The organism is Corynebacterium sp. HMSC064E08 (assembly GCF_001811805.1).
In the GTDB taxonomy this organism is placed as follows: domain Bacteria; phylum Actinomycetota; class Actinomycetes; order Mycobacteriales; family Mycobacteriaceae; genus Corynebacterium; species Corynebacterium jeikeium_D.
The window spans coordinates 133,355-157,659 of the sequence record NZ_KV806691.1 but is presented as its reverse complement, the minus strand read 5'-3'; the positions used below and the strand labels follow the sequence as shown (position 1 = coordinate 157,659).

18 protein-coding genes are annotated in these 24,305 nt (G+C 59.3%); 12 read left to right on the top strand and 6 right to left on the bottom strand.

Translation table 11 applies throughout. From position 1 onward, the window contains the following. Positions 1-2: 2 nt before the first annotated feature. From HMPREF2820_RS00695 to HMPREF2820_RS00675, 5 genes are all read left to right on the top strand, one after another. Complete coding sequence (locus tag HMPREF2820_RS00695; RefSeq protein WP_070602248.1) at positions 3-1,064, top strand: PLP-dependent cysteine synthase family protein; 1,062 nt, start codon at positions 3-5, stop codon at positions 1,062-1,064. Beyond that, complete coding sequence (locus HMPREF2820_RS00690; protein WP_070602246.1) at positions 1,046-2,500, top strand: MATE family efflux transporter; 1,455 nt, start codon at positions 1,046-1,048, stop codon at positions 2,498-2,500. Before HMPREF2820_RS00695 ends, HMPREF2820_RS00690 begins: the two co-directional genes overlap by 19 nt. A 74-nt stretch (positions 2,501-2,574) precedes the next feature. Continuing rightward, positions 2,575-4,608, top strand: coding sequence for a galactan 5-O-arabinofuranosyltransferase (locus HMPREF2820_RS00685; RefSeq protein ID WP_070602245.1), 2,034 nt, complete (start codon positions 2,575-2,577; stop codon positions 4,606-4,608). 118 nt (positions 4,609-4,726) lie between these two features. Beyond that, a complete protein-coding gene (locus HMPREF2820_RS00680; protein ID WP_070602243.1) occupies positions 4,727-8,125 on the top strand; it encodes an arabinosyltransferase domain-containing protein in 3,399 nt (1,132 codons plus the stop codon). 40 nt (positions 8,126-8,165) lie between these two features. Next, on the top strand, positions 8,166-9,194 hold the full coding sequence (locus HMPREF2820_RS00675; protein ID WP_070602241.1) for a TIGR00730 family Rossman fold protein: 1,029 nt from the start codon (positions 8,166-8,168) through the stop codon (positions 9,192-9,194). A 26-nt stretch (positions 9,195-9,220) separates the two neighbouring features. Here the strand turns inward: HMPREF2820_RS00675 and HMPREF2820_RS00670 are convergent, their stop codons facing one another. Then, positions 9,221-10,147, bottom strand: coding sequence for a glycoside hydrolase family 25 protein (locus tag HMPREF2820_RS00670; protein WP_070602239.1), 927 nt, complete (start codon positions 10,145-10,147; stop codon positions 9,221-9,223). A 106-nt stretch (positions 10,148-10,253) separates the two neighbouring features. Here HMPREF2820_RS00670 and HMPREF2820_RS00665 point away from each other — a divergent pair, with 106 nt between their 5' ends. The 3 genes from HMPREF2820_RS00665 (at position 10,254) to HMPREF2820_RS00655 (ending at position 14,866) form a co-directional block, all read left to right on the top strand. Beyond that, on the top strand, positions 10,254-12,287 hold the full coding sequence (locus HMPREF2820_RS00665) for a M13 family metallopeptidase (RefSeq protein WP_070602237.1): 2,034 nt from the start codon (positions 10,254-10,256) through the stop codon (positions 12,285-12,287). A 240-nt stretch (positions 12,288-12,527) separates the two neighbouring features. Next, positions 12,528-13,529 (top strand): sugar-binding transcriptional regulator, encoded by a 1,002-nt coding sequence (locus HMPREF2820_RS00660; RefSeq protein WP_070602277.1) that lies wholly within the window; start codon positions 12,528-12,530, stop codon positions 13,527-13,529. A gap of 143 nt (positions 13,530-13,672) precedes the next feature. Then, the gene (locus HMPREF2820_RS00655; RefSeq protein WP_224783750.1) at positions 13,673-14,866 is read left to right on the top strand and encodes a YihY/virulence factor BrkB family protein; all 1,194 of its coding nucleotides are present in this window, start codon (positions 13,673-13,675) and stop codon (positions 14,864-14,866) included. A 35-nt stretch (positions 14,867-14,901) separates the two neighbouring features. Here the strand turns inward: HMPREF2820_RS00655 and HMPREF2820_RS00650 are convergent, their stop codons facing one another. Together HMPREF2820_RS00650 and HMPREF2820_RS00645 are read right to left on the bottom strand one after the other, a co-directional pair. Further along, positions 14,902-16,119 (bottom strand): NupC/NupG family nucleoside CNT transporter, encoded by a 1,218-nt coding sequence (locus HMPREF2820_RS00650; protein ID WP_048732023.1) that lies wholly within the window; start codon positions 16,117-16,119, stop codon positions 14,902-14,904. Positions 16,120-16,164: 45 nt separating this feature from the next. Beyond that, the gene (locus HMPREF2820_RS00645; protein WP_049189792.1) at positions 16,165-16,584 is read right to left on the bottom strand and encodes a cytidine deaminase; all 420 of its coding nucleotides are present in this window, start codon (positions 16,582-16,584) and stop codon (positions 16,165-16,167) included. Between the two features lie 169 nt (positions 16,585-16,753). Here HMPREF2820_RS00645 and HMPREF2820_RS00640 point away from each other — a divergent pair, with 169 nt between their 5' ends. The 4 genes from HMPREF2820_RS00640 (at position 16,754) to HMPREF2820_RS00625 (ending at position 21,680) form a co-directional block, all read left to right on the top strand. After that, positions 16,754-18,040, top strand: coding sequence for a thymidine phosphorylase (locus HMPREF2820_RS00640; protein WP_070549373.1), 1,287 nt, complete (start codon positions 16,754-16,756; stop codon positions 18,038-18,040). A 105-nt stretch (positions 18,041-18,145) separates the two neighbouring features. Next, positions 18,146-18,796: a deoxyribose-phosphate aldolase gene (gene deoC / locus HMPREF2820_RS00635; RefSeq protein WP_016421813.1), complete on the top strand. Its 651-nt coding sequence runs from the start codon at positions 18,146-18,148 to the stop codon at positions 18,794-18,796. 10 nt (positions 18,797-18,806) lie between these two features. After that, on the top strand, positions 18,807-20,570 hold the full coding sequence (locus HMPREF2820_RS00630) for a phospho-sugar mutase (protein ID WP_070602234.1): 1,764 nt from the start codon (positions 18,807-18,809) through the stop codon (positions 20,568-20,570). 636 nt (positions 20,571-21,206) lie between these two features. Beyond that, the gene (locus HMPREF2820_RS00625) at positions 21,207-21,680 is read left to right on the top strand and encodes a hypothetical protein (RefSeq protein WP_242458691.1); all 474 of its coding nucleotides are present in this window, start codon (positions 21,207-21,209) and stop codon (positions 21,678-21,680) included. A gap of 44 nt (positions 21,681-21,724) precedes the next feature. Here the strand turns inward: HMPREF2820_RS00625 and HMPREF2820_RS00620 are convergent, their stop codons facing one another. Genes HMPREF2820_RS00620 through HMPREF2820_RS00610 form a run of 3 tightly spaced genes read right to left on the bottom strand, consistent with a single transcriptional unit; the run spans position 21,725 to position 24,304 of the window. Then, a complete protein-coding gene (locus HMPREF2820_RS00620; RefSeq protein ID WP_070429107.1) occupies positions 21,725-22,411 on the bottom strand; it encodes a biliverdin-producing heme oxygenase in 687 nt (228 codons plus the stop codon). Further along, the gene (locus tag HMPREF2820_RS00615; RefSeq protein ID WP_070602231.1) at positions 22,404-23,225 is read right to left on the bottom strand and encodes a heme ABC transporter ATP-binding protein; all 822 of its coding nucleotides are present in this window, start codon (positions 23,223-23,225) and stop codon (positions 22,404-22,406) included. Before HMPREF2820_RS00615 ends, HMPREF2820_RS00620 begins: the two co-directional genes overlap by 8 nt. Then, positions 23,225-24,304 (bottom strand): FecCD family ABC transporter permease, encoded by a 1,080-nt coding sequence (locus HMPREF2820_RS00610; protein WP_016421808.1) that lies wholly within the window; start codon positions 24,302-24,304, stop codon positions 23,225-23,227. The genes HMPREF2820_RS00615 and HMPREF2820_RS00610 overlap by 1 nt, the downstream gene beginning before the upstream one ends. Position 24,305 lies beyond the last annotated feature (1 nt).

The following is a 24,305-nucleotide window of genomic DNA, read 5'->3' as shown; positions in this document are numbered from 1 at the left end:
AGATGCCAAGAAGAATTTATACGCAGATGTCTCAACTCATTGGCAATACTCCTCTGTTCGAGCTTGTCTGTACTCCCCAGAAAAGTCGCGTTTTGCTTAAGCTCGAGCAATTCAACCCAACTGGAAGTGCGAAAATCCGGATGGCCCAGTCGATGATTAAGGCGGCAGAGCAGGATAACCGACTTCAAGAGCATGGCACTATCGTTGAATCGACTTCCGGTAATACTGGACAGGGCTTAGCACTTCTTGCACTTGAGCGCGGATACGACTTCGTAGCAGTCGTCGATAATCATTCTTGTAAAGATAAATTGAACTCCATGCGTGCAATGAATGCACAGATGTGCTTCGTTTCCAATCAAGATGACGATTCGCTCGCCACATCGGCTAGAGAAAACCATGCTGAGGAGCTCGGCAAACAACACGGCTGGGTATTCATGAAGCAGCATGACAATGTCGCAAACTCGATGGGTTATTACCCTGCAGCTGATGAAATTTTGAATGATCTTGGGGAAAGTCCGACTCATATCATTAGTGCCGTAGGCACAGGTGGAAGCCTCTTTGGAGTTACTGAACGTCTCCATCAATTGGGACACCGTCCCACTATTATAGGCGTCGAACCGGAAGGTTCCATTGCATTCGGTGCTCCTGGACACGACTATTGGCAATCTGGAACGGGCACCCCCGAAGGTGCAGTTATCGGCACTTCAGTTCGCTACGACTTACTCGACTACGGAGCAAAGGTATCCGACAAAGCAGCTTTCGCTGCATGCCGAACAATCGGAAAGCACATGGGGCTTCTACTGGGAGGATCTGCTGGCGGAGCCGTAATAGCAGCCCTCGAGCTCCTGCCGGGCTTTCCCGCTGGCTCTACATCGTTGACCATGGTGTGCGATGGAGGGGAAAAGTATCTAGATACCGTATTCAACGATGAGTGGATGTCCGAACGTGGTTTACTCGATGTCGCCCTCGAGGACAAAATTTGGGCACAAATTACGTCATTGCGCGCTGGGAAAAGTTCAATTCCGCTAGGTTCAACACGAATTTCATGGTCGAAGGAAAAGTAGTGCCCGGTACTACCTCACAGAACCTAAATCGTCAGCTTTTGGCGATGTCTCTTCCCCTCGCCGGCACACAGCTTGCGAACATCGCAATCTCAACCACGGACACTCTCATGATGGGTCAACTTAGCCTCGAGGCTCTGGCTGGCGGAGGCTTGGCAGTGGTGTGGTTTAACCAAGTACGCACAATGGCTGTGGGCCTATTAACACCACTGGGCAATAGGATTGCGTCGGCTCATGCGCTGTACGAAAGCAAATCTCGCGAACGAGCGGACTCTGAACTATCTGTTACTACGTTGCAAGGCGAAATTCGCAATCTTTCACGCACCGGCTGGTTCCTAGCAACTGCCAGTGGCCTCGTGGGAGCACTAGTGCTAATCGGGATTGCCTACGCGCTGCCATTTTTCGGCCAGTCCGCTGAGATTAGTTCCGCAGCCACTTCCATGATGTGGTTGCTCGCGCCAGGTCTTGTTCCTTGTTTGTGGTTCCAAGTCTCCCGTCAGTTTTGTGTAGGCCTCGGCAAACCAAAATCGCTACTACACATAACCGTGGCGATGATCGTAGTGAATGCAGCGTTGAACTACGCGCTCGGTTTTGGATTCGGGCCGTTTCCTGCATTGGGTCTGCTAGGCATTGGACTGTCCACCACACTGGTTCATTTATTGTCGGCCCTAATTTATCTGCGAATCACCATCCGAGATCCCGACCTCTCAACTTTTCTTGCCCTCGATTTCTGGAGTGCCGACGGAGACACGATGCACGGAAGGCTCCGTCACCTCGTCCGCACTCAGCTTCGTCTGGGGCTTCCAGTCTCAGCAACCTACGGAGCCGAAGCGGGCATGTTTTCTGTGCTGGCGATGGTCATGGGATCCTTTGGCACAGAAGCACTCGCAGCGCACAACGTCGTCTATCAAATAACCTTTATTGTTTTCCAGATTGGTGTTGGGTTCTCCCACGGCAGCTCTATTCTTGTGAGTCGCGCTTGGGGTCTGAATGACAACTCCCTTGCACGCCAAGTCGGCATTCGAACTCAAACGATGATGGCTGCCATCGTTGCTGTTGCTTCCGTCAGCTTTCTTTGCGCTCCCCGCCTCGTACTTTCCCCATTTATAAACAGCTCCGAGAAATCCAATGCCACCGAGACATTAAGCATCGCATTGGGGTTGTTGGCTATTGGCGCAGTGATGGAATTTGTCGATACTGCACAAAACATAGCTATCGGTCTCCTGCGCGGGATTAGCGACACCACTACTGGTTTGAAGGCATCCCTCACTGGTTATTGGATTATAGGTTTGCCAGCTGCTTTAGTACTTGCTTTTCCCATCGGTCTAGGGCCTCACGGGGTGTGGTGGGGATTGGTCATCGGGCTTGCCAGTTCTTCAATAATCCTTTGGAGAGCTTTCCTTCTCGCGACGCGTAAAGACCTTACCGTGAAACTCTAAAGAACTCGTCCCTCAAAGCGATATCCACGTCGCAGGTATCCGGTCGTTCACGTTCGTGTGCAACACTTAAAAGCATGGTTGACAAGCAGGCCGACACCTCATCATGCAGCGAAGCCCAACAGGCTTCGCCAGCTTTTGACGAAACTACAGAGTTTTCCACAAACCGGCTCGCAGGCGAGTTCACCGACGAAGATCGCTACGAGATCTTCAATGATGACCAGCTCTCCCTCAAGGCTGCCCTCCTCTACCTGGTCGCAGCGCTTGTGGGCGGTTCGGTTATCGCTCTGGCGTCCTGGTTTGTGTTCCACCGCCTGTCGCTGCCGGCCTTCGGCGGCTCGCAGCTGACCAGGGCGGTCGCAACAGCGCTGATTGTCATCACGCTGACGCTCACCACCGTCCTGCTGTATTTCTTCGCCACCAAGGGCAAAGACAATCGCCCCCGGTGGCTAACGTGGTTGACGTACCTGATGGCTTACATGTCACCGGCCATTCTGGTGGTCTCTGCCGTCGGCCTGCCGCTGGGCTCGACCAGGCTGTGGCTGGACGGCCTTTCTGTCGACCAGGAGTTCCGCACTGAATACCTCACCAGGATGGCCGCGGAGCTTGGCCTGCATGACATGTCGTACATCGACATCCCGTCTTTCTACCCCGCTGGTTGGTTCTTCCTGGGCGGACGCCTGGCCAATATCCTGGGCATTGCCGGCTGGGAGGTCTTCCAGCCCTGGGCGTTGATGACACTCGCCGCTGCTGGCTGTGTTTTGGTTCCGGTGTGGCAACGCCTGAGTGGCTCCCTGCCAGTAGCCACTGGCATTGCGCTGACAACCACGGCCGTCGCCCTGGCCACTGTCGCCGATGAGCCCTACGCCGCAGTCGTTGCTATGGGTCTTCCGGCGATGACCGTGATGGCCTGGCGCGGTCTCACCGGCGCCTGGTCCGCCATGTTTGGCGTGCTCGTCTTCCTGGGTATTTCTGCGACTTTCTACACTCTTTACACTGCCGTAGGCGCGCTTATTGTGGTCGTGTTGGCCGTGGTCGCGTGGACGTCGTCAAGCTCTTGGATGCCCGTAGTGCGCCTGATCATTATGGGCGTGGGGTCGATGCTGATTGCGGCGACGGTGTGGGGTCCGTACATGCTGGCGGTTGCGACGGGGGCACCGCGCTCGGGCGCGACAGCGACGCACTACCTGCCCCCGGAGGGCGCGCAGCTGCCTTTGCCGATGCTCGCCGCCAGCGTAATCGGTGTGCTGTGTTTCATCGGCGTCGTGCGCATGCTGGTCAGCGCCACGGAGCCGGATGCCCGCGCGCTCGGCCTGGGCACGCTGGTGCTCTATGGCTGGGTAGTTGCCTCGATGGTGGCGACGCTGCTCGGACGCACGCTGCTGGGGTTCCGCCTCACCGCACCGATTACGTTCATGTTGATTGCGGCTGGTGTGGTCGCGCTTGCCGACGCCCGTCTCAACGGCATCGAGAAGTATTGGCCGCAGGCGGCACCAGCTCACATTGCCAAGCGCGTTTCCGCGGTAATGGCGGCAGTCTTGCTGCTGGCGGGCATTGGCTACGCGCAGTCGATTCCGAATAAGTTGCATGGCGCCATCGACTTGGCGCATACCGACACCGACGGTAACGGCGAGCGCGCGGACCGCTTCCCACCGAATGCCGGGGCGTGGTACTCAGCGGTGGACCAAACGCTGAAGGAGGCCGGGCTCGATCCGGCCCAGACAGTGGTGCTGACGGATGAGAAGAATTTCCAAGCACTCTATCCCTGGTATGGATTCCAGGCACTGACCAGCCACTACGCTAACCCTCTGGGTGAGTTCGACCGCCGTAATCAGGCATTGGAGGAATGGTCGGAGATTCGCGATCCCGATGAGCTCGTACAGGCCATGGATGAAACGCCGTGGCGCGGACCGGATGCCATTGTGCTGCGGGGCGAGGTTGAGACACCTGATGGCGAGGATGCCGCTCCACTGACGTTGGACATCGCGGATGATATCTATCCGAACAATCCGAATGTGGTCTTCCGGAGCCTGAATTTTGCCCGCTCTGCATTTGAGAAGCACTGGGAGCTAAACCAGGTCGGCCCGTTCGTAGTGGCGGTTCGCAAGTAGGTATTGGGCGGCTATCCCCTGCTGTAAACGTGATTCCTGTTACTAATGTGGAAACTGTGATGTAACTTTCGCGTTGCAAACTCAAAGAAAAACGCCAATTACCGTAGTATCTTTCCTTGTGACTGCCGAAACTAAAGAAATCAAAGAAAGTGTCGACGGCTCACCCGAAGTGACCATCGACCGCGTGGAGAGACCGCCTATGGACGGCCCCTCTCCTACGACACTGACTCGTTGGACAGCGATTATCGCTGGAATCGTCGGTTTCATTTGCTTTGTCATCACACCGTTCCTCCCGGTCGTGAATACTCAGTCCTCCGTGTCTTGGCCTCAGCGCGACACACTGAACTCAGTGGATGCACCGCTTATGGCGCAGGCACCGTTGGATCTGAGCGTCGATCTGCCTCTGTCCCTGACGGATGAACTTTCCGACAAACGGACGACCCTGTTGTCGACTATCCCCCCGACCGCGGATAAGCCGACCAAACGGGGCCTGATGGTGCGTTCGGGCAAGGACGGCCTCGACGTCATTCTGCGCGACAGCGTGGTGATGAGCCTGGATAAGAAGGAGCTTGCCAGCAACAAGGGCAAGATCCTGGAGATCCGCTCAAACGAGCATGAGACCACCGTCAACATCGACGGCGCCAAGAACTCAGATGGTGAGAAGCTCACCGCCACCACACACGGCGATTACCGTCCGCAGGTCACCGGTATCTACACTGACCTGCCCGCTGACGGTGACGCGGCCAAGGCCGTAGCCGATGGACTCGATGTCCACATGAACATCGACTCCCGCTACACCTCACACCCGACAGTGGTGAAGTACATCGTCATGTACTTGGGTCTGCTTCTGACGCTGGCTTCCCTGGTCGCGTTGGCTCGCATTGACCGTATCGACGGTTCCCCTTTCACTCCGCTGTTCAAGCGCGGTGCGTTGAAGCCGACTCCGCTGGACATCCTGGTCGGCACGATTTTGGTTGTTTGGCACTTCATCGGTGGCAACACCTCCGATGACGGTTACATCTTCACCATGGCGCGCGTCTCCGACGAGTCGGGCTACATGGCGAACTACTACCGTTGGTTCGGCGCTCCTGAGTCACCGTTCGGCAGCCCTTACTACGACCTGCTGTCGCTGATGGTGAAGGTGTCCACCTCATCTCTGTGGATGCGACTACCGGCGCTGCTGTCCGCACTGCTGGTGTGGTTCATTATTTCCCGAATGGTTATCCCGCGCCTCGGCGACAAGATTGCCCAGCGCCGGGTGGCCTACTGGTCTGCTGCTGGTGTGCTGTTGGCCTTCTGGCTGCCGTACAACAACGGACTGCGCCCGGAGCCGGTCATTGCTCTGGGATCCCTGCTGACCTGGGTATTCATTGAGCGCGCAATTCTGACTCGACGCCTGCTGCCAGCTGCAGTCGCAGTGGTTATCGCCACGCTGGCACTGGGCTCGGGCCCAACGGGCCTAATGGCAGTTGCTGCCCTGCTCGCAGGCATCCCGATGCTGGTGCGCATTGTCGTTGAGCGCCATAAGGCTCTCGGTGGTGGTTGGCAGGCCCCACTGATGCAGATTGCACCGTTCCTGGCTGCCGGCACCGCCATCTTGGTCGGTGTCTTCGGCGACCAGACTTTGGCCACGGTCCGCGAGTCCATTCGCGTCCGCAGCATCATCGGCCCGTCGGAGCCTTGGTACAACGAGTACGTCCGCTACTACTGGCTGGTGCTGCAGTCGGTCGACGGCGCCTTCCCGCGTCGTTTCCCGGTTCTGATTGCACTGGCGTGCTTGAGCATCACGATTGCCGCGCTGCTTCGTCACCGCACCGTTCCGGGGGCTCTGGCCGGCCCGTCGGCACGCCTGGTGTTCATGTTCATCGGCACCATGTTCTTCCTGACCTTCACGCCGACAAAGTGGACGCACCACTTCGGCGTATACGCGGGCATCGCGGCTTCCCTGGCAGCACTTGCCGCCATGGCCATTAGCCATTGGGTAGCAGGTAACCCGCGCAACCAGCTGTTCTTTGCCGGTGGTATCACCTTCATCCTCGCTTTCTCGCTGATGGGTATTAACGGCTGGTGGTATGTGTCGTCCTACGGTGTGCCGTGGTTCGACAAGACTATTCAGTTGCGCGGCCACCAGCTGGGTTCAGCAGTATTGGCTCTGGCCTTGCTACTGCTGCTGGCTGGTGCCGTAATGAACTTCGTCCAGGAGTTCCGCACCAAGCCGAAGTCGCAGGAAAAGTCGGCACGCGCGCGCCGCATCAATGCAGTTGCATCGTCCCCGATTGCGGTGACGACGCTGCTGGTGACGATGTTCATGGTGGCTTCGCTGGGCAAGGGCGCAGTGTCGCAGTACCCGGCATACTCGGTCGCCGCGGGCAACATCCGCTCCTTGGCTGGTCAGACATGTAATATGGCGAGCGATGTGCTGATGGAAACCGATCCGAACGATGGCTTCCTGAATACCGTCGATGGCAAGCCGCTAGCGGAATCGCTGCGCGGTGGCGGCAAGAACCGTGGCTTCGACCCGAACGGCGTCCCGTCAAACATGAAGGCCGAAGCTGTGGACACCAGCCAGAGCCAGGCAAGTACTGCCGACACTGATGATCAATCTACTGATCCGGAAGCCACAGTTGAGGGCGGTTCCGCGTCGGGCACCGACGGCGGCAAGCGCGCCGACAAGGGTGTCAACGGCTCGCAGGTCGAGCTGCCATTTGGCTTGGATCCGGATAAGGTGCCGGTGCTTGGCTCCTACTCCGAGGACATTCAGCGTCCTGCAAGCCTGGAAACTTCCTGGTTCCAGCTGCCTGAGATTGACGAGGACCACCCGCTACTCGTCGTATCGGCGGCTGGCCGTATCTTCCACCACGACATCAACGGTGTGGCTCAGCAGGGTCGCAAGCTGGTGGCAGAGTACGGTCGCAAGGGCGGCGACGAGGATGGCTTCGAGGTCCTCTCCGAGTCGGAGCCGATTGATATCGGCCCTGCTCCGACCTGGCGTAACCTGCGCTTCCTGACCGAGGAGATCCCAGAGGGAGCGACCGCTGTGCGACTGGTCGCGGAGGACAATGACGTCTCCGAGGATCAGTGGCTGGCACTGACCCCGCCGCGCCTGGCCGAGCTGCAGTCGATGACTGATGTCATTTCGCCGGAAACTGCGACTATCCCGGACTGGCCGGTTGCCTTCCAGTTCCCGTGCCAGCGTCCGTTCGACCACTACGCAGGTGTCGCAGAGCTTCCGGAGTACCGCATCACTCCGGACCGTGGCCTGAAGGTCGTCGGTGCAGATGTCTGGCAGTCGGTCGATGGCGGTGGTCCGCTCGGATTCTCCGACGCTGTGAATGAGGCTACGTCCGTACCGACTTACCTCAAGAACGACTGGCGCCGCGACTGGGGTTCCGTCGAGAAGCTCTCGCCGCGTCCGAATAAGGACAAGGTCAAGCCGGATGTCGCCGAAATTGAGTATGAAGATATCACTCGCTCGGGTCTATACTCGCCCGGGAAGATGATTGTGAAGGATCCCTAGGCGAAAGAGCCTCGGTGCCTCCTTCACCTAAGGAGCCCGAGTGACTGCACAAACCCGTTCCATCGTTGTCGCCGCAATGGTTGTGACTGACCCGGTGGGGCGGGTTTTGTGCGTTCGTAAGCGGGGTACGGATACGTTCATGCTGCCCGGCGGCAAGTTCGAGCCGGGTGAGTCCGTCGATCGCCCGGAGGTCACCGCCGCTCGCGAGGTCTCCGAGGAGCTCGGCGTGGACATCGACCTATCGCTGTTGCGTCCGTGGAATATCGCCCGTGCGGCCGCCGCCAACGAGGCGGGCTTCGAGGTCGTCGGCCACCATGTGCGCTATGTCGGCGAGTTCACCGATGAGCTGGCGAACGTTCAGCCCCACGCCGAAATTGAAGAGGTTCGCTGGCTCGACCCCTGGCTACCGACCGGGAAAATCGCCCCTATGCTGGTCGAAACCACTCTGCCGAAGCTCCGCGAAGAGCTGCCCCAGCTTGCCGCTGGCCGTGAGCAGCCACAGCGCGCACTGTCGTCACTGACTGTCTTCTGCGGCTCCGGCTTCGGCAACGATCCCGCCTGGCGCGTCACCGCCGAACGCCTCGGCCAGACACTCGCGGAAAATCGGGTGGAGCTCGTCTACGGGGGCGCGGCGATTGGTCTTATGGGCACGGTTGCTAACGCGTCGCTTGACGACGGCGGCAGTGTCACCGGTGTCATCCCCGAGGTCCTGGTCAAGAAGGAAATTGCCCATCCGCGGCTGACTCACCTGGAAACTGTTGCGACTATGCCCGACCGCAAGTCGCGCATGTATGAGCTTGGCGATGCTTTTGTTGCGCTCCCCGGCGGCGCGGGCACGCTGGAGGAGTTCTTCGAAGTGTGGACCCAGCAGCACCTGGGGATTCATGCCAAGCCAGTGGCATTGCTGGGACCTTCGGGCTTTTGGGAGCCGCTGTTGGCTCTGCTCCGCAACGTTGTGGATGCGGGTTTTGTGCGGCCGGAGCTTCTCGATGCGCTTATTGTCGTCGACGACGTCGACAAGCTCCTGCCTGCGTTGATTGCGTGGCGTGCGGGTCGGACGAAGTTTTAGCCTGCCCCAGACCCCACAACATACTGCTAGTGAGCAGCAGCCAGCTGTTGCAGCTCAGCGTCGGTGCCGTTGAAGACGTCCTCGTCCACGTTGGTCGGGATGCCATCGACGCGGCCGGTGGAGGAACGCTGCCAGAAGGCCATGCTCTCCCAACCGCCCGGCAGTGAGGTCGGAGCGCTGTCTTCGTAGGCGGCGAGCCACAGCGGGTAGTCAGTGAAGTCGGTCGAGTTACCCATCGGGTTCTGCCAGAACCAACGGTAGGTGTAAATCATCGGGGTTTCGCCGGTCTTTTCCTCTACGCGCTCGAGGAAGTCCTTGGTCCACTTCTGCAGCTGGGTCGGGTTGAGGCCATTATCCAGCTCGATGTCCAGCACCGGCGGCAGTGTCTTGTCTGTGGAGATTTGCTCATCGCGCTGCTGCAGTGCTTCTACGTACTGGTCAGCCTGCGCAATTGCAGAGCGATCCGGGTGTGCCTTGTGGTAGCTGCCCACATACAGACCGGCCTTCGCTGCAGCGATGGAGTCCTCGAGGAAGTACTTCTGGTCACCTTCGACACCGTCGGTGGCCTTGATGAAAGCGAACTTCTGGCCGCTGGCTGCGACCTCGTCCCATTTCAGTGCGACGCCACCTGGGCGCTGCCACTTGGAGACGTCCACGCCGGTCGGCCCCATGTTGAAGCCAGAGCGAGCCGAGTTAGACGATGCGCTGGTAGCCGGACCAGTTGACGAACCGTTGGCGTCAGAGCCCTGCGACTCCTGAACAGTCAAAAAGTCGAGCGAGCCCTTGGAATCAGCAGCGGACGGGTTGGAGTGTGCAGATGCATCCTGTGTTTGTGCGTCTGCCGGTGCAATAGCACCCAAGGTCAGCGGCGCAACGGCCACGATACTTGCCAAAGTGGCGCGTCCCGGGCGCCGCTTCAGCACCGCGTTCGCGGAAAGTGGAAGAAATTTCATGGTTTGCACCTTACCCCCTAAACCACTTCAGCCCCATTCGTAAGCCTAAACTTATTCCACCCCTCCAGTCACAGCTTCAATCCGCCCTTGCCCCTAGACTGGCGGCATGACAAATAGCACTAATACTGAGACCCAGTCCGCAACGTCCCAATTCTCAACAACTCCTCGCCCGCAGGATGACCTCTACTTGGCCACCAACGGTGAGTGGATTAGCAATCACGTCATCCCGGCTGACCGCCCCATCGATGGCGCCTTTTACAAGCTGCGGGATGAGGCGGAGGAAAACGTCCGCGAGCTCATCACCACTGCCGCCGATGCGGATCCGAATTCCCGCGTCGCTCGCTTGTACAACTCTTTTATGGACGAAGCCGCTATTAATAACGCCGGCGCAGCTCCTCTCGCGCAGGATCTAGAAATGATTGCCTCCGCCGAGAACGCGCATGAGCTGGCGTTGGCGCTCGGCCGCCTCGACCGCCTCGGTGTCGGTGGTGCGCTCGGGTACTGGGTAGAGAAGGATTCCGGCTCGGACCTGGATGCTCTCTATCTGTTGCAGTCGGGCCTCGGCCTCCCGGATGAGGCTTACTACCGCGAGCCTGGTCACGCCGACACCCTCGCTGCCTATGAGCAGCATGTTGCCGCTATGTTGAAGCTTCTCTCCTCGCATGACGACGGCGCGGGGAACCTCTCCACCGCGCTTGCTGCATTCGAGTTGGTGGACCCGGCCGCTGCGGCGGCGCGCATCGTGGCTTTTGAAAAGCGTATTGCCGCTGGTCACTGGAATGTGGTCGATACCCGCGATGCACTGAAGACCTATAACAAGACGGCCATTGCTGACCTCCCTACCGGCTTCCCGGTCGCGGAGTGGCTCGCGGCCACCGGTGTCAATGAGACGAACCAGACTGCCATCGACACCATCGTGGTGATGATGCCGTCGTACTTCGAGCACTTGAGCAAGTTGTGGCAGGACACTGACCTGGCAGATCTGCGCCTGTGGGCACTGTGGCGCGTCCTCCACCAGCGCGCCGCCTACCTGTCGGATGACTTCTCTGCGGAGAGCTTTAACTTCTACGGCCGAACCCTGCAGGGCTCGACCGAGCAGCGTGCACGCTGGAAGCGTGGTGTTGCCTTTGCGGACGGGGCGGTTGGACATGACGTCGGCAAGCTGTATGTGGAAAAGCATTTCCCACCGGAGTACAAGGAGCAGGTCTTGGAACTGGTGGACTACCTGCTGGCGGCGTACCGGGAGCGCATTTCGGAGCTGCCGTGGATGACGAAGGCGACGCAGGAGCGGGCGCTGGAGAAGTTGTCGCTATTTAAGGCCAAGATTGGTTACCCAGAGCGTTGGCGTGATTACTCGGCGATGGAGCTCGGGAATTCACTGATGGAGAATGCTCGCGCTGCCAGCGCTTTTGCGCATGATTATGAGGTGGCAAAGCTGGGCACCCCGGCCAATCGTGATGAGTGGCATGGTACTCCGCAGACGGTCAATGCCTTCTACAATCCAGTGGTCAATGACATCACGTTCCCGGCTGCGATTTTGCAGTCGCCGTTCTTCTCACCGGACGCTTCTCCGGCGGAGAACTTCGGTGGCATCGGTGCGGTTATTGGTCACGAGATTGGGCATGGTTTTGATGACCAGGGCTCGCAGTATGACGGTCACGGCAACCTTCACCAGTGGTGGACCGATGAGGATCGTGCAGCTTTTGAGAAGCTGACCTCCGCGCTGGTGGACCAGTACGAGGGCCTGGTTCCGCAGGCTCTGCGCGAGCAGGCCGAGGAGGGCGCTGACCTGCCCGGCGTCAATGGTCGCTTCACCCTGGGCGAGAACATCGGTGACTTGGGCGGGCTTGGTATTGCCGTCGTCGCTTTCCGACGTTTCCTCGCTGCCCGCGGGAAGGAGCTCGGGCTGGAGGACACCCCCGAGACCTACCGTGACCTGTTCAAGCAGTGGGCACTGGTCTGGCGTTCCAAGATTCGTCCGGAGTTTGCACGCCAGCTGCTTGCCATCGACCCGCACTCACCAGCGGAGTTCCGCTGCAACGTCATTGCCAGCAACATCGATGAGTTCCATGAGGCCTTCGGCACTTCAGCGGGGGACGGCATGTGGCGTGAGCCGAATGAGCGCGTGAATATCTGGTAATTCTGCGGGAACTCAACCTGCGCTGCGATACCCTCCGATGCCTTCCGCAGCCTCCGGGGACAGCAAATGCCTCACCGTTTACTACAAATGCAAAAGCTGACTTTTTGTTTTTGCAAACGTGGAACTAAAATCACAGGTGAGGCGCACGCTTTCCCGATGACCAAGTCGGGCAGGGTCCCAATCAAGCGAGGTTCCTGTTACAAGTGCGCTTACTAAGTGCTCTTGCTGGAGGAGGCCGCTGTGGACACCCGCGACATCCAAGCACTCACCGCCGTCAAGCTCTATTACGGCGAGGGGCTCACACAGTCTCAGGTTGCAACCGAACTCGGGGTTTCCCGCCCAACGGTCTCTAAACTGCTCAACCTTGGCCGTGAGCGCGGTTACGTGCGCATTGAAATCCACGACCCGCGCGAGGAAGCCTCAGAGACCGCGACGCAGATGCGGGATCGCTACCAGCTCAACGATGTGCGCCTGGCGCAACCGGCACGCGCTGGCAACGCAGTCTTACTCCGCGAGTTGGGGCGTGTGGGCGCCGAGCTTCTCGACGAGCTGGTGGTCGACGGTACCCTCGTCGGTGTTTCGTGGGGTAAGACCATGTACTCCGTATCCACGCAATTGAAGTCCAAGGATGTCTCGGGCGTGGAAATTGTGCAGCTCAAGGGAGGAATGAGCCACTCTGATAAGTCCACGAACGACATCCGCACTATTGGCGGGTTCTGCCACGCTTTCCATGCCTATGCCCGCACATTGCCGCTGCCGGTGATTTTCGATTCGGTCGAGACCAAGCGCATCGTGGAACAGGATCGGTTCATCGCCAGCGTATTGGCGCTTGGCCGGACGGTGGACATTGCCGTTTTCACTGTCGGCGCAGTCGACCATGATTCACTGGCCTTGAACTTGGGGCAGCTGTCGGCAACCGAAAAGGACTTACTCGTGGAGCGCGCAGTGGGCGATGCCTGCTCACGCTTCTACCGCCCGGACGGTGGCATTGCGCTGCCAGAGGTCGATGCCCGCACGGTAGGTATCAGCCTCTCTGACCTGCGCCGGATCCCCACTCGGGTACTTGTGGCCGGTGGCGCACACAAGGCCGAGGCTATCGATGTGGCCCTTCGAACAAAGTTGGCCACTCACTTGGTCATTGACGATGCCACCGCCGAGCGCCTACTTTCGCTCGACTCATCGGACTCACCGGGCTCGCCAGACTCACCCACTAGCTCCACCCCTCCCTCTGCCACGGATTAGCTGTCTCGGGACGCATCAGTACAAAGAACTGACACCCGGGCCCGAGAAGCGTCTCTGCTCTCTTCGACCGATAGACTTAAGCGAGCGCAGATGTCCGCATATATGTTGCAGCCGCTGTCCGGTCGGAGAGGACGATTCTTTAGGTGTCACCAGCACAGCAGATCAAGCACACACTCCAGGCCTACGAGTCGGCGGACGCATCTTTTGCTCAGTCCGCGAAGAAGTTGCCACCCGTGGGGTGGAAAGGAGCGCTCTACGCTCTCAAGCGTGCGGGTATCGAGTTTTTCTTGGAGCTCGGTTTCGACGCCGCCGCGAAGTTGACTTACTACACGGTGCTAACCTTCGCACCCGCACTGCTTGCGATTTACTCAATTGCCACGCTGATGTTGGCCGGTTACACCGATGACCTCAACCGACTGACCGAGGATTTCATCCGCAGCTACATTCCAGCTGAGTATGCCGAACCGATTCGCAATGTCATCTCAACGATTATCGGCTCCGCCACGGGCGGTCTTGTCGCACTGACTATCGGTATTGTCTTTGCGCTGATTTCGTCGTCGGCCTACACGCGCGCATTTTCGCGCACGGGTAACTCCATCTATGGCGTATCCGAAGGCCGCACGCTTATTCGCTACCACCTGCTCATGGTCGCCATTACGCTATTGCTGCTCATTGGCACGGTGGTACTGCTCATTGCGATTGTTGTCAATGACCAGCTAGTTATCACCATCGTCGAACCGGTTGCCCGCCCGTTGGGTATTGAATCGACCACGCGACAGGTCATTGACTTCTGCATCTCCGTCTGGAGTTGGCTGCGCTGGCCGGTCATTATCGTCATGTCGATGATTCTGATTGGCTCGCTGTACTACTTCACACCGAATGTGCGCATGCGCAAATTCCGCTGGCTCAGTACCGGTTCGGCACTGGCAATTATCAGCTCGCTGGGTATTGGCAAGGCATTGCAGCTTTACCTGTTCAACTTTGCGGCTTCAAACCCCTACGGCGCCATGGGTGCCGTCATTGCTCTCATGACTGCACTTTGGGGCATTAATGTCGTCGTGGTCTTCGGCTTCAAGCTGGATGCCGAGGTTGAGAGGATGCGCCAACTGCGCGCCGGCCTGCCCGCAGAGCGATACATCCAGCTTCCACCCCGAGCTACCGCGGCCGCCGAGGGCGAGCAGAAAATCCATCAGAATCTAGAAAAGCAGGCGGCCGAATTCCGAACTGAGGAACCCGACCGCCTGGATAAAATGCCAGCAGAAGCAACTGAAGATTTTTCCTCGCAGCCCGCTGCTGAGACTGACCCTGCTACCGATCCGTTCCAGAAGATCGACTAGCAGGGCCAGTAACTAACCACACAGCAAGCACCTAGCTATAGCGCAATCACACCCACAATTGCAGCGTTGAGCAGGTTGGTGCACAGACCCGCAATCAGCGCCAGCGGACCGTTCTTGGCAATCTCACCGCGACGCTCCGGCGATAGCGCACCGAAGGAACCGATCTGAATTGCAATGGAAGACAGGTTGGCGAAGCCAGCCAGGGCGAAGGTCGCCAACATGATGGACTTCGGATCCAGCGAGTCGACGTGCTCCGAGAACGAGGTGTAGCCGACGAACTCGTTCAGAATCGTCTTCTCACCAATGAAGCTACCGACCAGCCCTGCGTTCTCCCACGGCACACCAATCAACCAGGCAATCGGCGCGAAGATTAGGCCGAACAGCCCCTCCAGTGACCAGTTTTCCTGACCGAACCAGCCGCCGATGCCGCCAATCATGGCCGACAGCATCGCAATCACAGCGATGAACGCAATCAACAGACATGCCACAACCACAGCGATACGACCGCCGGCCAACGCACCCGATCCTAGCGCGTCAATGACGTTCTTCGACTCAGTGTCGCGGACATCCTTCACCGACGCATCCAGATCGGATTCCTCCGTCTCCGGCCAGAAAGTCTTCGCAATCAGCAGCGAGCCCGGCGCGTTCATTACCGATGCCGCCAGCAGGTACTCCAATGGCGCACCGAGCAGGGAGTAACCAATCAACGTCGATCCGGCCACCGAAGCAAAACCGCCCGACATACATGCGAACAGCTCCGACTTGGTCAGTTTCGGAATATACGGCTTAACGACGAGCGGAGCCTCCGACTGCCCGAGGAAAATCACCGTGGAAGCGAAGACGGACTCTACCTTCGAGGTTCCCATAATGAACTTCAGTGCGGACCCGACATACTCAACGAAGTACTGCACTACCCGCAGGTAGTAGAGGGCACCGAGGACTGCGCCCAGGAAGATGATCACTGGCAGCACGTTGAGCACGAAGACGAAGTTTTTCCCCGTGCCGTCGAAAAGATTACCGAAGACAAATGAGGTGCCCTCATTTGTAAAGTCGATCATCTTCTCAATGGCACCGGCGACGCTCTTCAACGCCTGGAAGCCGGGTTCCCACTTCAGCACTACCAGCGCGAACACCGCTTGCAGCAGCAGGCCAACGCCGAGCGTGCGCCAGTTAATGGCTTTCCTGTTCTTTGAGATAGCAATGGCAAATCCGATGACGAGGATGATGCCCAGTAAGCCTTGCAGTCTATCCATGACTAAGGTCTTCTTTCTTGATAAAAGAGGCTGTGGTGATGATGCCTACAGGTCCTCGGGACCAAAGGCGTAAGGGAGAATTTTTTCGAAGTCGATGCTGGCCGGAGCGCCTAAACCACCATTTTCCGGGCGCTCGGATTCCACAATGACACGCTTGCACCCAAATTCGTGCAGGACCTGCCGACAGGCACCACAGGGGTGGCACGGTGCCGCCTTTCGCCCGACAATGGCACAGGCCGCAATCTTATGGTTGCCGCCGTGCTCCGCGACCATGCGGAACACGGCTGTGCGCTCTGCGCAGTTGGTCAACCCATAGGACGCATTTTCCACGTTGCAGCCTGTGACCACCGTGCCGTCGTCAAGCAGAAGTGCGGCACCGACCGGAAAACCTGAATAGGGGACGTACGAGTTTTCCGTGGCTGCGTAGGCCTTAGCCAGTAGTTCTTCGTCTGAGATGTGGGACATTGTGCTCTCCCTCCCCGAGCCTGTGCGAGGTGTTTATGCAAACATACTTATGTGGGTACAAATGGAAAGTTAACTATTGACATTTGTTCTAGTGCTGATGATAATCGGAATCAGCAGAGTTCACAAGACCAATATCGCTAAGCACAATCGCCTATAAAAGGAGCGAACAATGGCTGAAAAGTTCGATGTAGTTGACGTCATCAAGGTAAAGCGTGATGGCGGTGAACTCAGTCCGGAAGAGATTTCCTGGGTCATTGACGCCTACACTCGCGGCGTCGTGGGCGATGAACAGATGGCGGCGCTGAACATGGCCATCTTTATCCGCGGCATGAACCGTCGCGAAATTGTGGATTGGACTCAGGCGATGATTGACTCGGGCGAGACCATGAGCTTCGCATCGCTGAGCAAGCCCACCACGGACAAGCACTCCACCGGTGGTGTCGGTGACAAGATCACGCTGCCGCTGGGCCCACTGGTGTCCTCCTACGGCGTGGCCGTCCCGCAGCTGTCCGGCCGCGGCCTCGGCCACACCGGCGGCACCCTGGACAAGCTGGAATCCATTCCTGGCTGGCAGGCTGATGTTCCGAATGACCGCTTGATGCAGATCCTGGAGGATTCCGGCGCGGTCGTCGCAGCAGCCGGTGCGGGTCTGGCACCTGCGGATAAGAAGATTTACGCGCTGCGTGACATCACCTCGACGGTGGACTGCATTCCGCTGATTGCCTCGTCGATCATGTCCAAGAAGATTGCGGAGGGCACCTCCAGCTTGGTGCTGGATGTCAAGGTCGGTTCAGGCGCTTTCATGAAGGATCTGAATCAGGCCCGCGAACTGGCCCGCACCATGGTTGACCTGGGCAACGACGCGGGCGTGAATACCCGCGCACTGTTAACGGACATGTCCACTCCGCTGGGCCTGACCATCGGCAACGCCCTCGAGGTCCGCGAATCGGTGGAGGTTCTCGCTGGCGGTGGCCCCACGGACGTCGTGGAGCTGACCTGTGAGCTGGCCCGAAACATGCTGGAGCTGGCCGGCGTACACGATGCTGACGTGGAGCAGGCTCTGAAGGACGGCCGCGCAATGGATTCGTGGAAGAAGATGATCCGCGCTCAGGGCGGCGATCCGGATGCCGCGTTGCCGGTGGCACCTCACACGCACGATGTGGTTGCGCAGGCTGACGGTTACCTGACCAAGCTGGATGCACTGGCTCTCGGCGTTGGTTCCTGGCGCTTGGGCGCAGGACGTGCTCGTAAGGATGATCCGGTGCAGGCCACTGCCGGTATTGAGATTTTCGCCAAGCCGGGAGACAAGGTGGTCAAGGGTCAGAAGCTGCTCACGCTGCACACTGAAACTCCGGATAAGTTCGAGCGCGCTCTCGAGTCCATCGAGCCGGGCATTGAAATCGGCGACACCGCGCCGACAGCCGAGCGCGAGATTATCCTCGATCGCGTGTCCTAGAAAATTTCTGACGGGCTCGCGCCGGCGCCACTTCCCCGCCCCGAGCCCGCCATCTCCCTACTTTGACGCTCTCTCCCAAATTTCCGAAAGGACTTGATTTCTCCCATGACTTCCCGCGCTGATGTTGCCAAGATGATTGACCACACCCTGCTCAAGCCAGAAGCCACCTCTGACCAGGTCAAGGCTCTTATCGCCGAGGCCGCCAAGCTCGGCACCTACTCCATCTGCATCTCCCCCTCGCAGCTCCCAGTCGAGGTGCCTGAGGGCCTGCACATCGCCACTGTCGTAGGCTTCCCCTCCGGTGCGGTGAAGGCCGAGGTCAAAGCCACCGAGGCCGCCCGCGCCGTGGTCGATGGTGCCGAAGAGATTGACATGGTCATCAACATCGCCTTCGCCAAGGAGCACCGCTTCGACGACCTTGAGGCCGAAATCAAGACTGTTCGCGATGCCATTCCGGGCAAGGTTCTGAAGGTCATCATCGAGTCGGCCGCCCTGACCGATGAGGAAATCATCGCAGCTTGCAAGGCCTCCGAGTCCGCAGGCGCAGACTTCGTCAAGACCTCCACAGGTTTCCACCCAGCTGGCGGCGCTTCCGCTCACGCCGTGAAACTCATGCGCGAAACCGTGGGCGACCGCCTTGGAGTCAAAGCCTCTGGCGGTATCCGCGATGCCGCTGCCGCTGAGGAAATGATCGCCGCTGGCGCCTCTCGCCTGGGCCTTTCTTCCTCCGCCGCTGTCCTCGACGGTCTGAAGTAGGCTAACCCCGATGCTCTCCGAACAGCTACAAGCCACCATCACCGATTGGATCGCCCACGATCCGGACTCGGCCACCGCCGCTGAGCTCTCCTCGCTTTACGACGAAGCCAAGGCCGCCAACCCCGATGCGATTGCCGAGCTGGAAAGCCGTTTCGCCGGGCCACTCGAATTCGGCACTGCAGGTCTTCGCGGTGTCGTTGCCGCTGGTCAGTCTCGCATGAACCGTGCCACGGTCATCCGTGCCACCGCTGGCCTGGTTGCGCATCTGAAGAACATTGTCGGCGATGACTTCACCGTGGTCATTGGTTGCGATGCCCGCCACGGCTCCGCTGATTTTCACCGCGATGCCGCCGCGGTTGTCGCCGCAGCCGGTGGCAAGGCCCTGGCCCTGCCGCAGCAGCTGCCCACACCGGTGACCGCCTTTGCCGTACGCCACCTCAATGCCGATGCCGGCATTATGGTCACAGCCAGCCACAATCCGCCGAAGGACAACGGTTACAAGGTTTACCTCGGTGGCCGCGCGGTGGAGTCTGATTCCCGCCGAGGCGTCCAGATTATCGCGCCCCATGACAAGCAAATTGCGGACGCCATTGCCGCTGCTCCACCAGCTGATGAGGTTCCGCGTGACTTCGATGCCGTCGAGCAGGTTGGTCCTGAACTACTGGACGCCTATGTGAAACGGGCGGCTGCGCTCGCAACGACGTCGTCAAGCGAAGAGAAGCAGGCAGCGAAGATTGTTCTCACCCCGATGCATGGTGTCGGTGGCGAGACCATCGTGCGCACACTGAACGCGGCAGGTTTCTCGAATGTCAGCGTGGTTGAGAAGCAGTTCGCGCCGGATCCGGAGTTCCCGACGGTATCGTTCCCGAACCCGGAGGAAGCCGGGGCGCTGGATCTTGCGTTTGAGCTGGCACGTGCTGAAGACGCGGATGTCATCATCGCGGCTGATCCGGATGCGGACCGCTGCTCGGTAGCTATTCCGGACAGCGGCGTCGATGGCGGCTGGCGACAGCTCTCCGGCGATGACATCGGTGCGTTTCTGGGTGAAGTCATCGCTGCGGATGCCGAGGCCCGTGGGATTGCGACCGTGACCAATGATGAGGGCGCAGAGTTTCCGGCCACAATGGCTAACTCGATTGTGTCCTCGCGCCTGCTGGGCAAGATTGCCGCAGGTCACGGACTGAATTATCGCGCTACACTGACCGGCTTTAAGTGGATTGCTGGTGTGGACGGGCTCGTCTTCGGCTACGAGGAGGCCATTGGCTACTGCACTGACCCGGCAGTCGTTCGAGACAAGGACGGCGTATCTGCGGCGGTGCGTGTCGCCGACGCGGTGGCGCGACTGAAGGGCCAGGGTCTTGGCATCCAGGACCTTCTGGATGATGTCGCCCGTGCCCATGGTCTCTACAAGACCGCACCGTTGACCTTCCGTGTCGAGGACCGCTCGCTGATCACCAAGGGCATGGACACTCTGCGCGCCAACCCGCCTGCACAACTGGCTGGTTCGAAGGTCACGCAGGTCACGGACATGAATGATGGCCTAGACATGGTCGACGCCAAGGCCGAGAGCTATCACATCCCGCCTACCGACGGCATTCTCATCCTCACCGAGGCCAACGACCGCGTCATTGCCCGGCCTTCCGGCACGGAACCGAAGCTGAAGTGCTACCTGGAAGTCGTGCTGCCGGTCGCTTCGTCCGCGATTCCACACGTGGCCGCGGCCGAGCGGCTCGACCAGATTAAGGCCGAGCTCAAGGAAATCCTGGGGATGTAGCCACTAAGCAGCTACCAGCTACCAGCTACACCTCGCAACAAACTGGGGTGCGCATGAACGAAACGGCCGAAAAATGGCCGTGGGGTTTCACGCGCGCCCCAGTTTCACATATGCAGCCCGGAGTCTTGGACCGGCTCATGAGTTACTGACTAGGTTTATGACAAAAACAAGCAGAAATTAGTGCCGAAACTGACATAAACTTAGGCAGTTTCTCGATGGTCACAACCTCATTTGAAGCTCACCACCTCATTTCGGGTCTAGCTAAACCCGTCCTTGCCGCATTTTGCGCAAGACATGCGTCTCCTAACATGCTTTACAGTTTTCCCAGTAATACAATAAAAGCCGTTAACCGTGTCCCCAGGGGATGGAACACCATTCGCTACGCGGGTTGGGCTCATCACAGGGGGAACACTTCCTCCTCGTGATTGGTCGTCCAGCATGTCGCATAACGAGTCCCCCAGCTCAGACCCCAACTACAATTCGAATCCTTCCACCGGTTCTTTCGGCCCCGTGTACCCGAACCAGGCACCTCAACCCCAACCACAGCCGCAGCCCCAATTCGCTGCGCAGCCGGCACCAACTTTCGCTTACGCAGCCCCGGCGTATCCGCAGCAAAGATCAGGTACTTCCGGCGCAATGATTGCGCTCATTTCAGTGCTGGTCGTGGTCCTGCTGGGCCTGGTTGGCGCGGTACTTTATGTCACCCTGAGTAAAGATGACTCGGTAACTGCGGCCGACACACAGACGGCTGCCACTACACAGGCCGCTGCCGATGCTTCGAGCCAGCCCAACCCACCGGTCACGCAGACTGAGACCGTGGTTGTTCAAGATTCGAGTGGCTCATCCGGTAATTCGGGCTCGTCTCGCTCATCGGGCCTGGCTGGCGGCAACCTCTCCAGCGCATGGAAGGGCACGTCCTCAACGAGCGATCCGTTCGTTCGAAATGTACACAGCGCCTACGTCCGCTATCGCAATTCCACTGGTGCGGAATCCGGCACCATCACGGCCTACAGCCCAACGACTGGCCTGACCTACAATATGTGGTGCCGTCCTGCTGGCGGCAACATCAAGTGCACGGGCGGCCGTAACGCAGTGGTGTACATCGGCTAACGCATACCGCCCACCGCCACGGTCACAGCACTCCAGTCCGCGACCTACGCCACTGCGTCGTCTAGGCCGCCAGCTAGGTCGTGGAAAATGGCCCGGTTGAGACGAAATGCCTTTTTCGCCTCGTCAACCACGGCATCTTTGTCGGCATCCGAAATGCCCAGCTCAGACAGACTCTGTCGGTAGCCGTCGCGGTAGGGCTTAATTTTTCCGATCGCGGAGAAGTCATAGAATCGGGTTCCCTCCGCACCGATGCCGTAATGCTTGGCCAGCATGGACGCAATCACCTGACCACCAGAAAGATCGCCCAGGTAGCGAACGTAATGGTGTGCCAATGCGGCGTTGGCGTTGCCGTTGCTTTCGATTTCACGAAGCTCGGCCACGTAGTTCTTTGTCGCCTCCACTGGCGAGATCTTTTCCCGCCAGTCAGGCCCCACCAAATGTTCAAGGTCGGCCGCCAGAGCCTCCAGGCGCTCCAGCTGCGCATCGTAGACCGCTCTGACCTGCGGCGACTCCGCAGTGGACCGCACTGCCTGCTCCAACGCTTCGTACACAAAGTAGAGCTGACCAGTTAGATCGATGGCCGCCTGCGCATTCAGTTCACCCGCAAGCAGCCTCGACATGAAGTCGGAGTTCTCCGCTTCACTGTGGACACCCGCAGTCTCCACTTTGAGTCGCTCTGCCAGGGGCTGAGCAGCCTGCTTGTCACCTTCTTTAATCGTGTTTTCAACCATGATTTTCTTCTTTCTCTGTGAGGTTCGGAGACTGGGGTGAGAGATACTGTCCGCGCTGAGGAACCAGCACGGGGTTGCCCGCGGAGTCCTGAAGCACTTCCACACCGATGCCGTAGACTTCGCTGACGGTCTGTGCATCCAGGGTTTCCGCAGGCGGGCCTTGCTTTACGACGCGCCCCTGAGCCACCACCACAACGTGATCGGCATACGCCGCTGCGGCGGACAAATCGTGCAGGACCACGACCACGGCTTTGCCCGCCGCCGCGCGGGCGCGCATCATTCCCATGATTTTTTCTGCGTGGTGGAGGTCCAGGGCTGCGGTCGGTTCGTCGAGAAGCACGACAGGAGTGTCCTGGTAGAACACGCGCGCGCTGTGGACGCGGGCTCGCTCGCCGCCGGAGAGGGTCGGGACTTCCCGGTCAAGGAGGTGCGCGACGTCGCATTCGGTGATGACTTCCGCGAGCAGCTCTTCGTTCGGGCAGCCCCAGGGGTTGCGTCCGAAGTTGATGACTTCGCGGCTGGTGAATGGCACGGACAGTTCTTGGCTCTGCACCAGGACGGCGCGGTAGCGGGCCAGGTCGGCGATGGAGAGCTCAGTAATGGAGTGCTCGCCGATCCGGACGTTGCCGCCACTGAGCTCATGGTCGCCGGAAAGCGCTGCAAGGAGTGTCGACTTTCCAGCACCATTCGGGCCGACCAGCGCGGTGACTTTTCCGGGCTCGGCGACCACGGAAATATCGTTGAGAATGCGGTGACCGTCCAGGGTGATGCTGACATTTTCGGCAGAAATACCCAGGCCAGAGTGAATTTCCATTAGTGCACCGCCCTCTTCGAACGCAGGAGCAGCCAGAAGAACAGCGGGCCACCGACAATCGAGGTGAGCATTCCCAGCGGCAGGTCCGCACCGGTGATCATGGTGCGGGCCGCGAGGTCGGCCAGCGTTGTGGCCAGCGCGCCGCCGAGGATGCATGCGGGAATCAGCGTGCGATGCGCTGGTCCCAGCAGCAGTCGTGCAGCGTGCGGCACGACCAGGCCGATGAAGACGATGATGCCGGAAAATGCCACTCCAGCCGCCACGACCAGGGACGTGCCAAAAATGATGGCGCGACGCAGCGTGACGACGTTAATACCCAGGTGGCGGGCTTGCGCTTCACCAAGACTCAGAATGTCCAGCTTGCGGTAGCTGACCCACATGGCAATTACGGCCGGAACTGTCACCAGTGTAATGATGACAACCTGCGTCCAGGTGGCGCTGGCAAACGAGCCCATCTGCCAGAACACAATGCGGTCGCGGGCAGCCGTGGAGGCCACGAATGTCAGAAGCGACACCAAACCACCACAGATAGAGTTCACAGCCACACCGACCAGAATGATTCGGGCGATATCGCGGCCACCGTGCGCATTGGCGGCCACAATAGCCGTGGCCACAGCACCACCGATAAAAGCTGAGACCGCAATGGCCCAGCTGCTGGCGAAGACACTCAACACTCCGCCGAGCACTCCGGAAAGCCCGGCGGCGGTGCCCAAAACTGTGGCGGTGGCAGCGCCGACGGCGGCGCCGGAGGAAACGCCGATGAGGCCGGGTTCGGCAAGCGGGTTGCCGAACACCGCTTGCAGCGCCACACCTGCGAGGGCTAGTCCCGCACCAACGAGGCAGGCCAGCGCGATGCGCGGCAATCGCACTTGCCACAGCACGGTGTCGATGGGCTCTGGCGCGTCACCGAGACCGCCATTGAACACTAGCCTCACCATTGAGCTCAGTGATTCGCCGATGGTGGCGCCGAACTGCCCCACGGAGGCCGACCAACCTATTGCCAGCACCAGCGCTAGGGCGAGCCCGATGAAAACGGCCGCCTGTCTGAACGGACTAGTTTTGTTCGCGGTTGTCTGCATT

Bases quoted from the DNA above. Each gene is read 5' to 3' on its own strand.
- HMPREF2820_RS00695 (WP_070602248.1), top strand. From the start codon at position 3: ATGCCAAGAAGAATTTATACGCAGATGTCTCAACTCATTGGCAATACT.
- HMPREF2820_RS00690 (WP_070602246.1), top strand. From the start codon at position 1,046: ATGGTCGAAGGAAAAGTAGTGCCCGGTACTACCTCACAGAACCTAAAT.
- HMPREF2820_RS00685 (WP_070602245.1), top strand. From the start codon at position 2,575: ATGGTTGACAAGCAGGCCGACACCTCATCATGCAGCGAAGCCCAACAG.
- HMPREF2820_RS00670 (WP_070602239.1), bottom strand. From the start codon at position 10,147: ATGAAATTTCTTCCACTTTCCGCGAACGCGGTGCTGAAGCGGCGCCCG.
- HMPREF2820_RS00665 (WP_070602237.1), top strand. From the start codon at position 10,254: ATGACAAATAGCACTAATACTGAGACCCAGTCCGCAACGTCCCAATTC.
- HMPREF2820_RS00650 (WP_048732023.1), bottom strand. From the start codon at position 16,119: ATGGATAGACTGCAAGGCTTACTGGGCATCATCCTCGTCATCGGATTT.
- HMPREF2820_RS00645 (WP_049189792.1), bottom strand. From the start codon at position 16,584: ATGTCCCACATCTCAGACGAAGAACTACTGGCTAAGGCCTACGCAGCC.
- HMPREF2820_RS00640 (WP_070549373.1), top strand. From the start codon at position 16,754: ATGGCTGAAAAGTTCGATGTAGTTGACGTCATCAAGGTAAAGCGTGAT.
- deoC (WP_016421813.1), top strand. From the start codon at position 18,146: ATGACTTCCCGCGCTGATGTTGCCAAGATGATTGACCACACCCTGCTC.
- HMPREF2820_RS00630 (WP_070602234.1), top strand. From the start codon at position 18,807: ATGCTCTCCGAACAGCTACAAGCCACCATCACCGATTGGATCGCCCAC.
- HMPREF2820_RS00625 (WP_242458691.1), top strand. From the start codon at position 21,207: ATGATTGCGCTCATTTCAGTGCTGGTCGTGGTCCTGCTGGGCCTGGTT.
- HMPREF2820_RS00620 (WP_070429107.1), bottom strand. From the start codon at position 22,411: ATGGTTGAAAACACGATTAAAGAAGGTGACAAGCAGGCTGCTCAGCCC.
- HMPREF2820_RS00615 (WP_070602231.1), bottom strand. From the start codon at position 23,225: ATGGAAATTCACTCTGGCCTGGGTATTTCTGCCGAAAATGTCAGCATC.
- HMPREF2820_RS00610 (WP_016421808.1), bottom strand. From the start codon at position 24,304: ATGCAGACAACCGCGAACAAAACTAGTCCGTTCAGACAGGCGGCCGTT.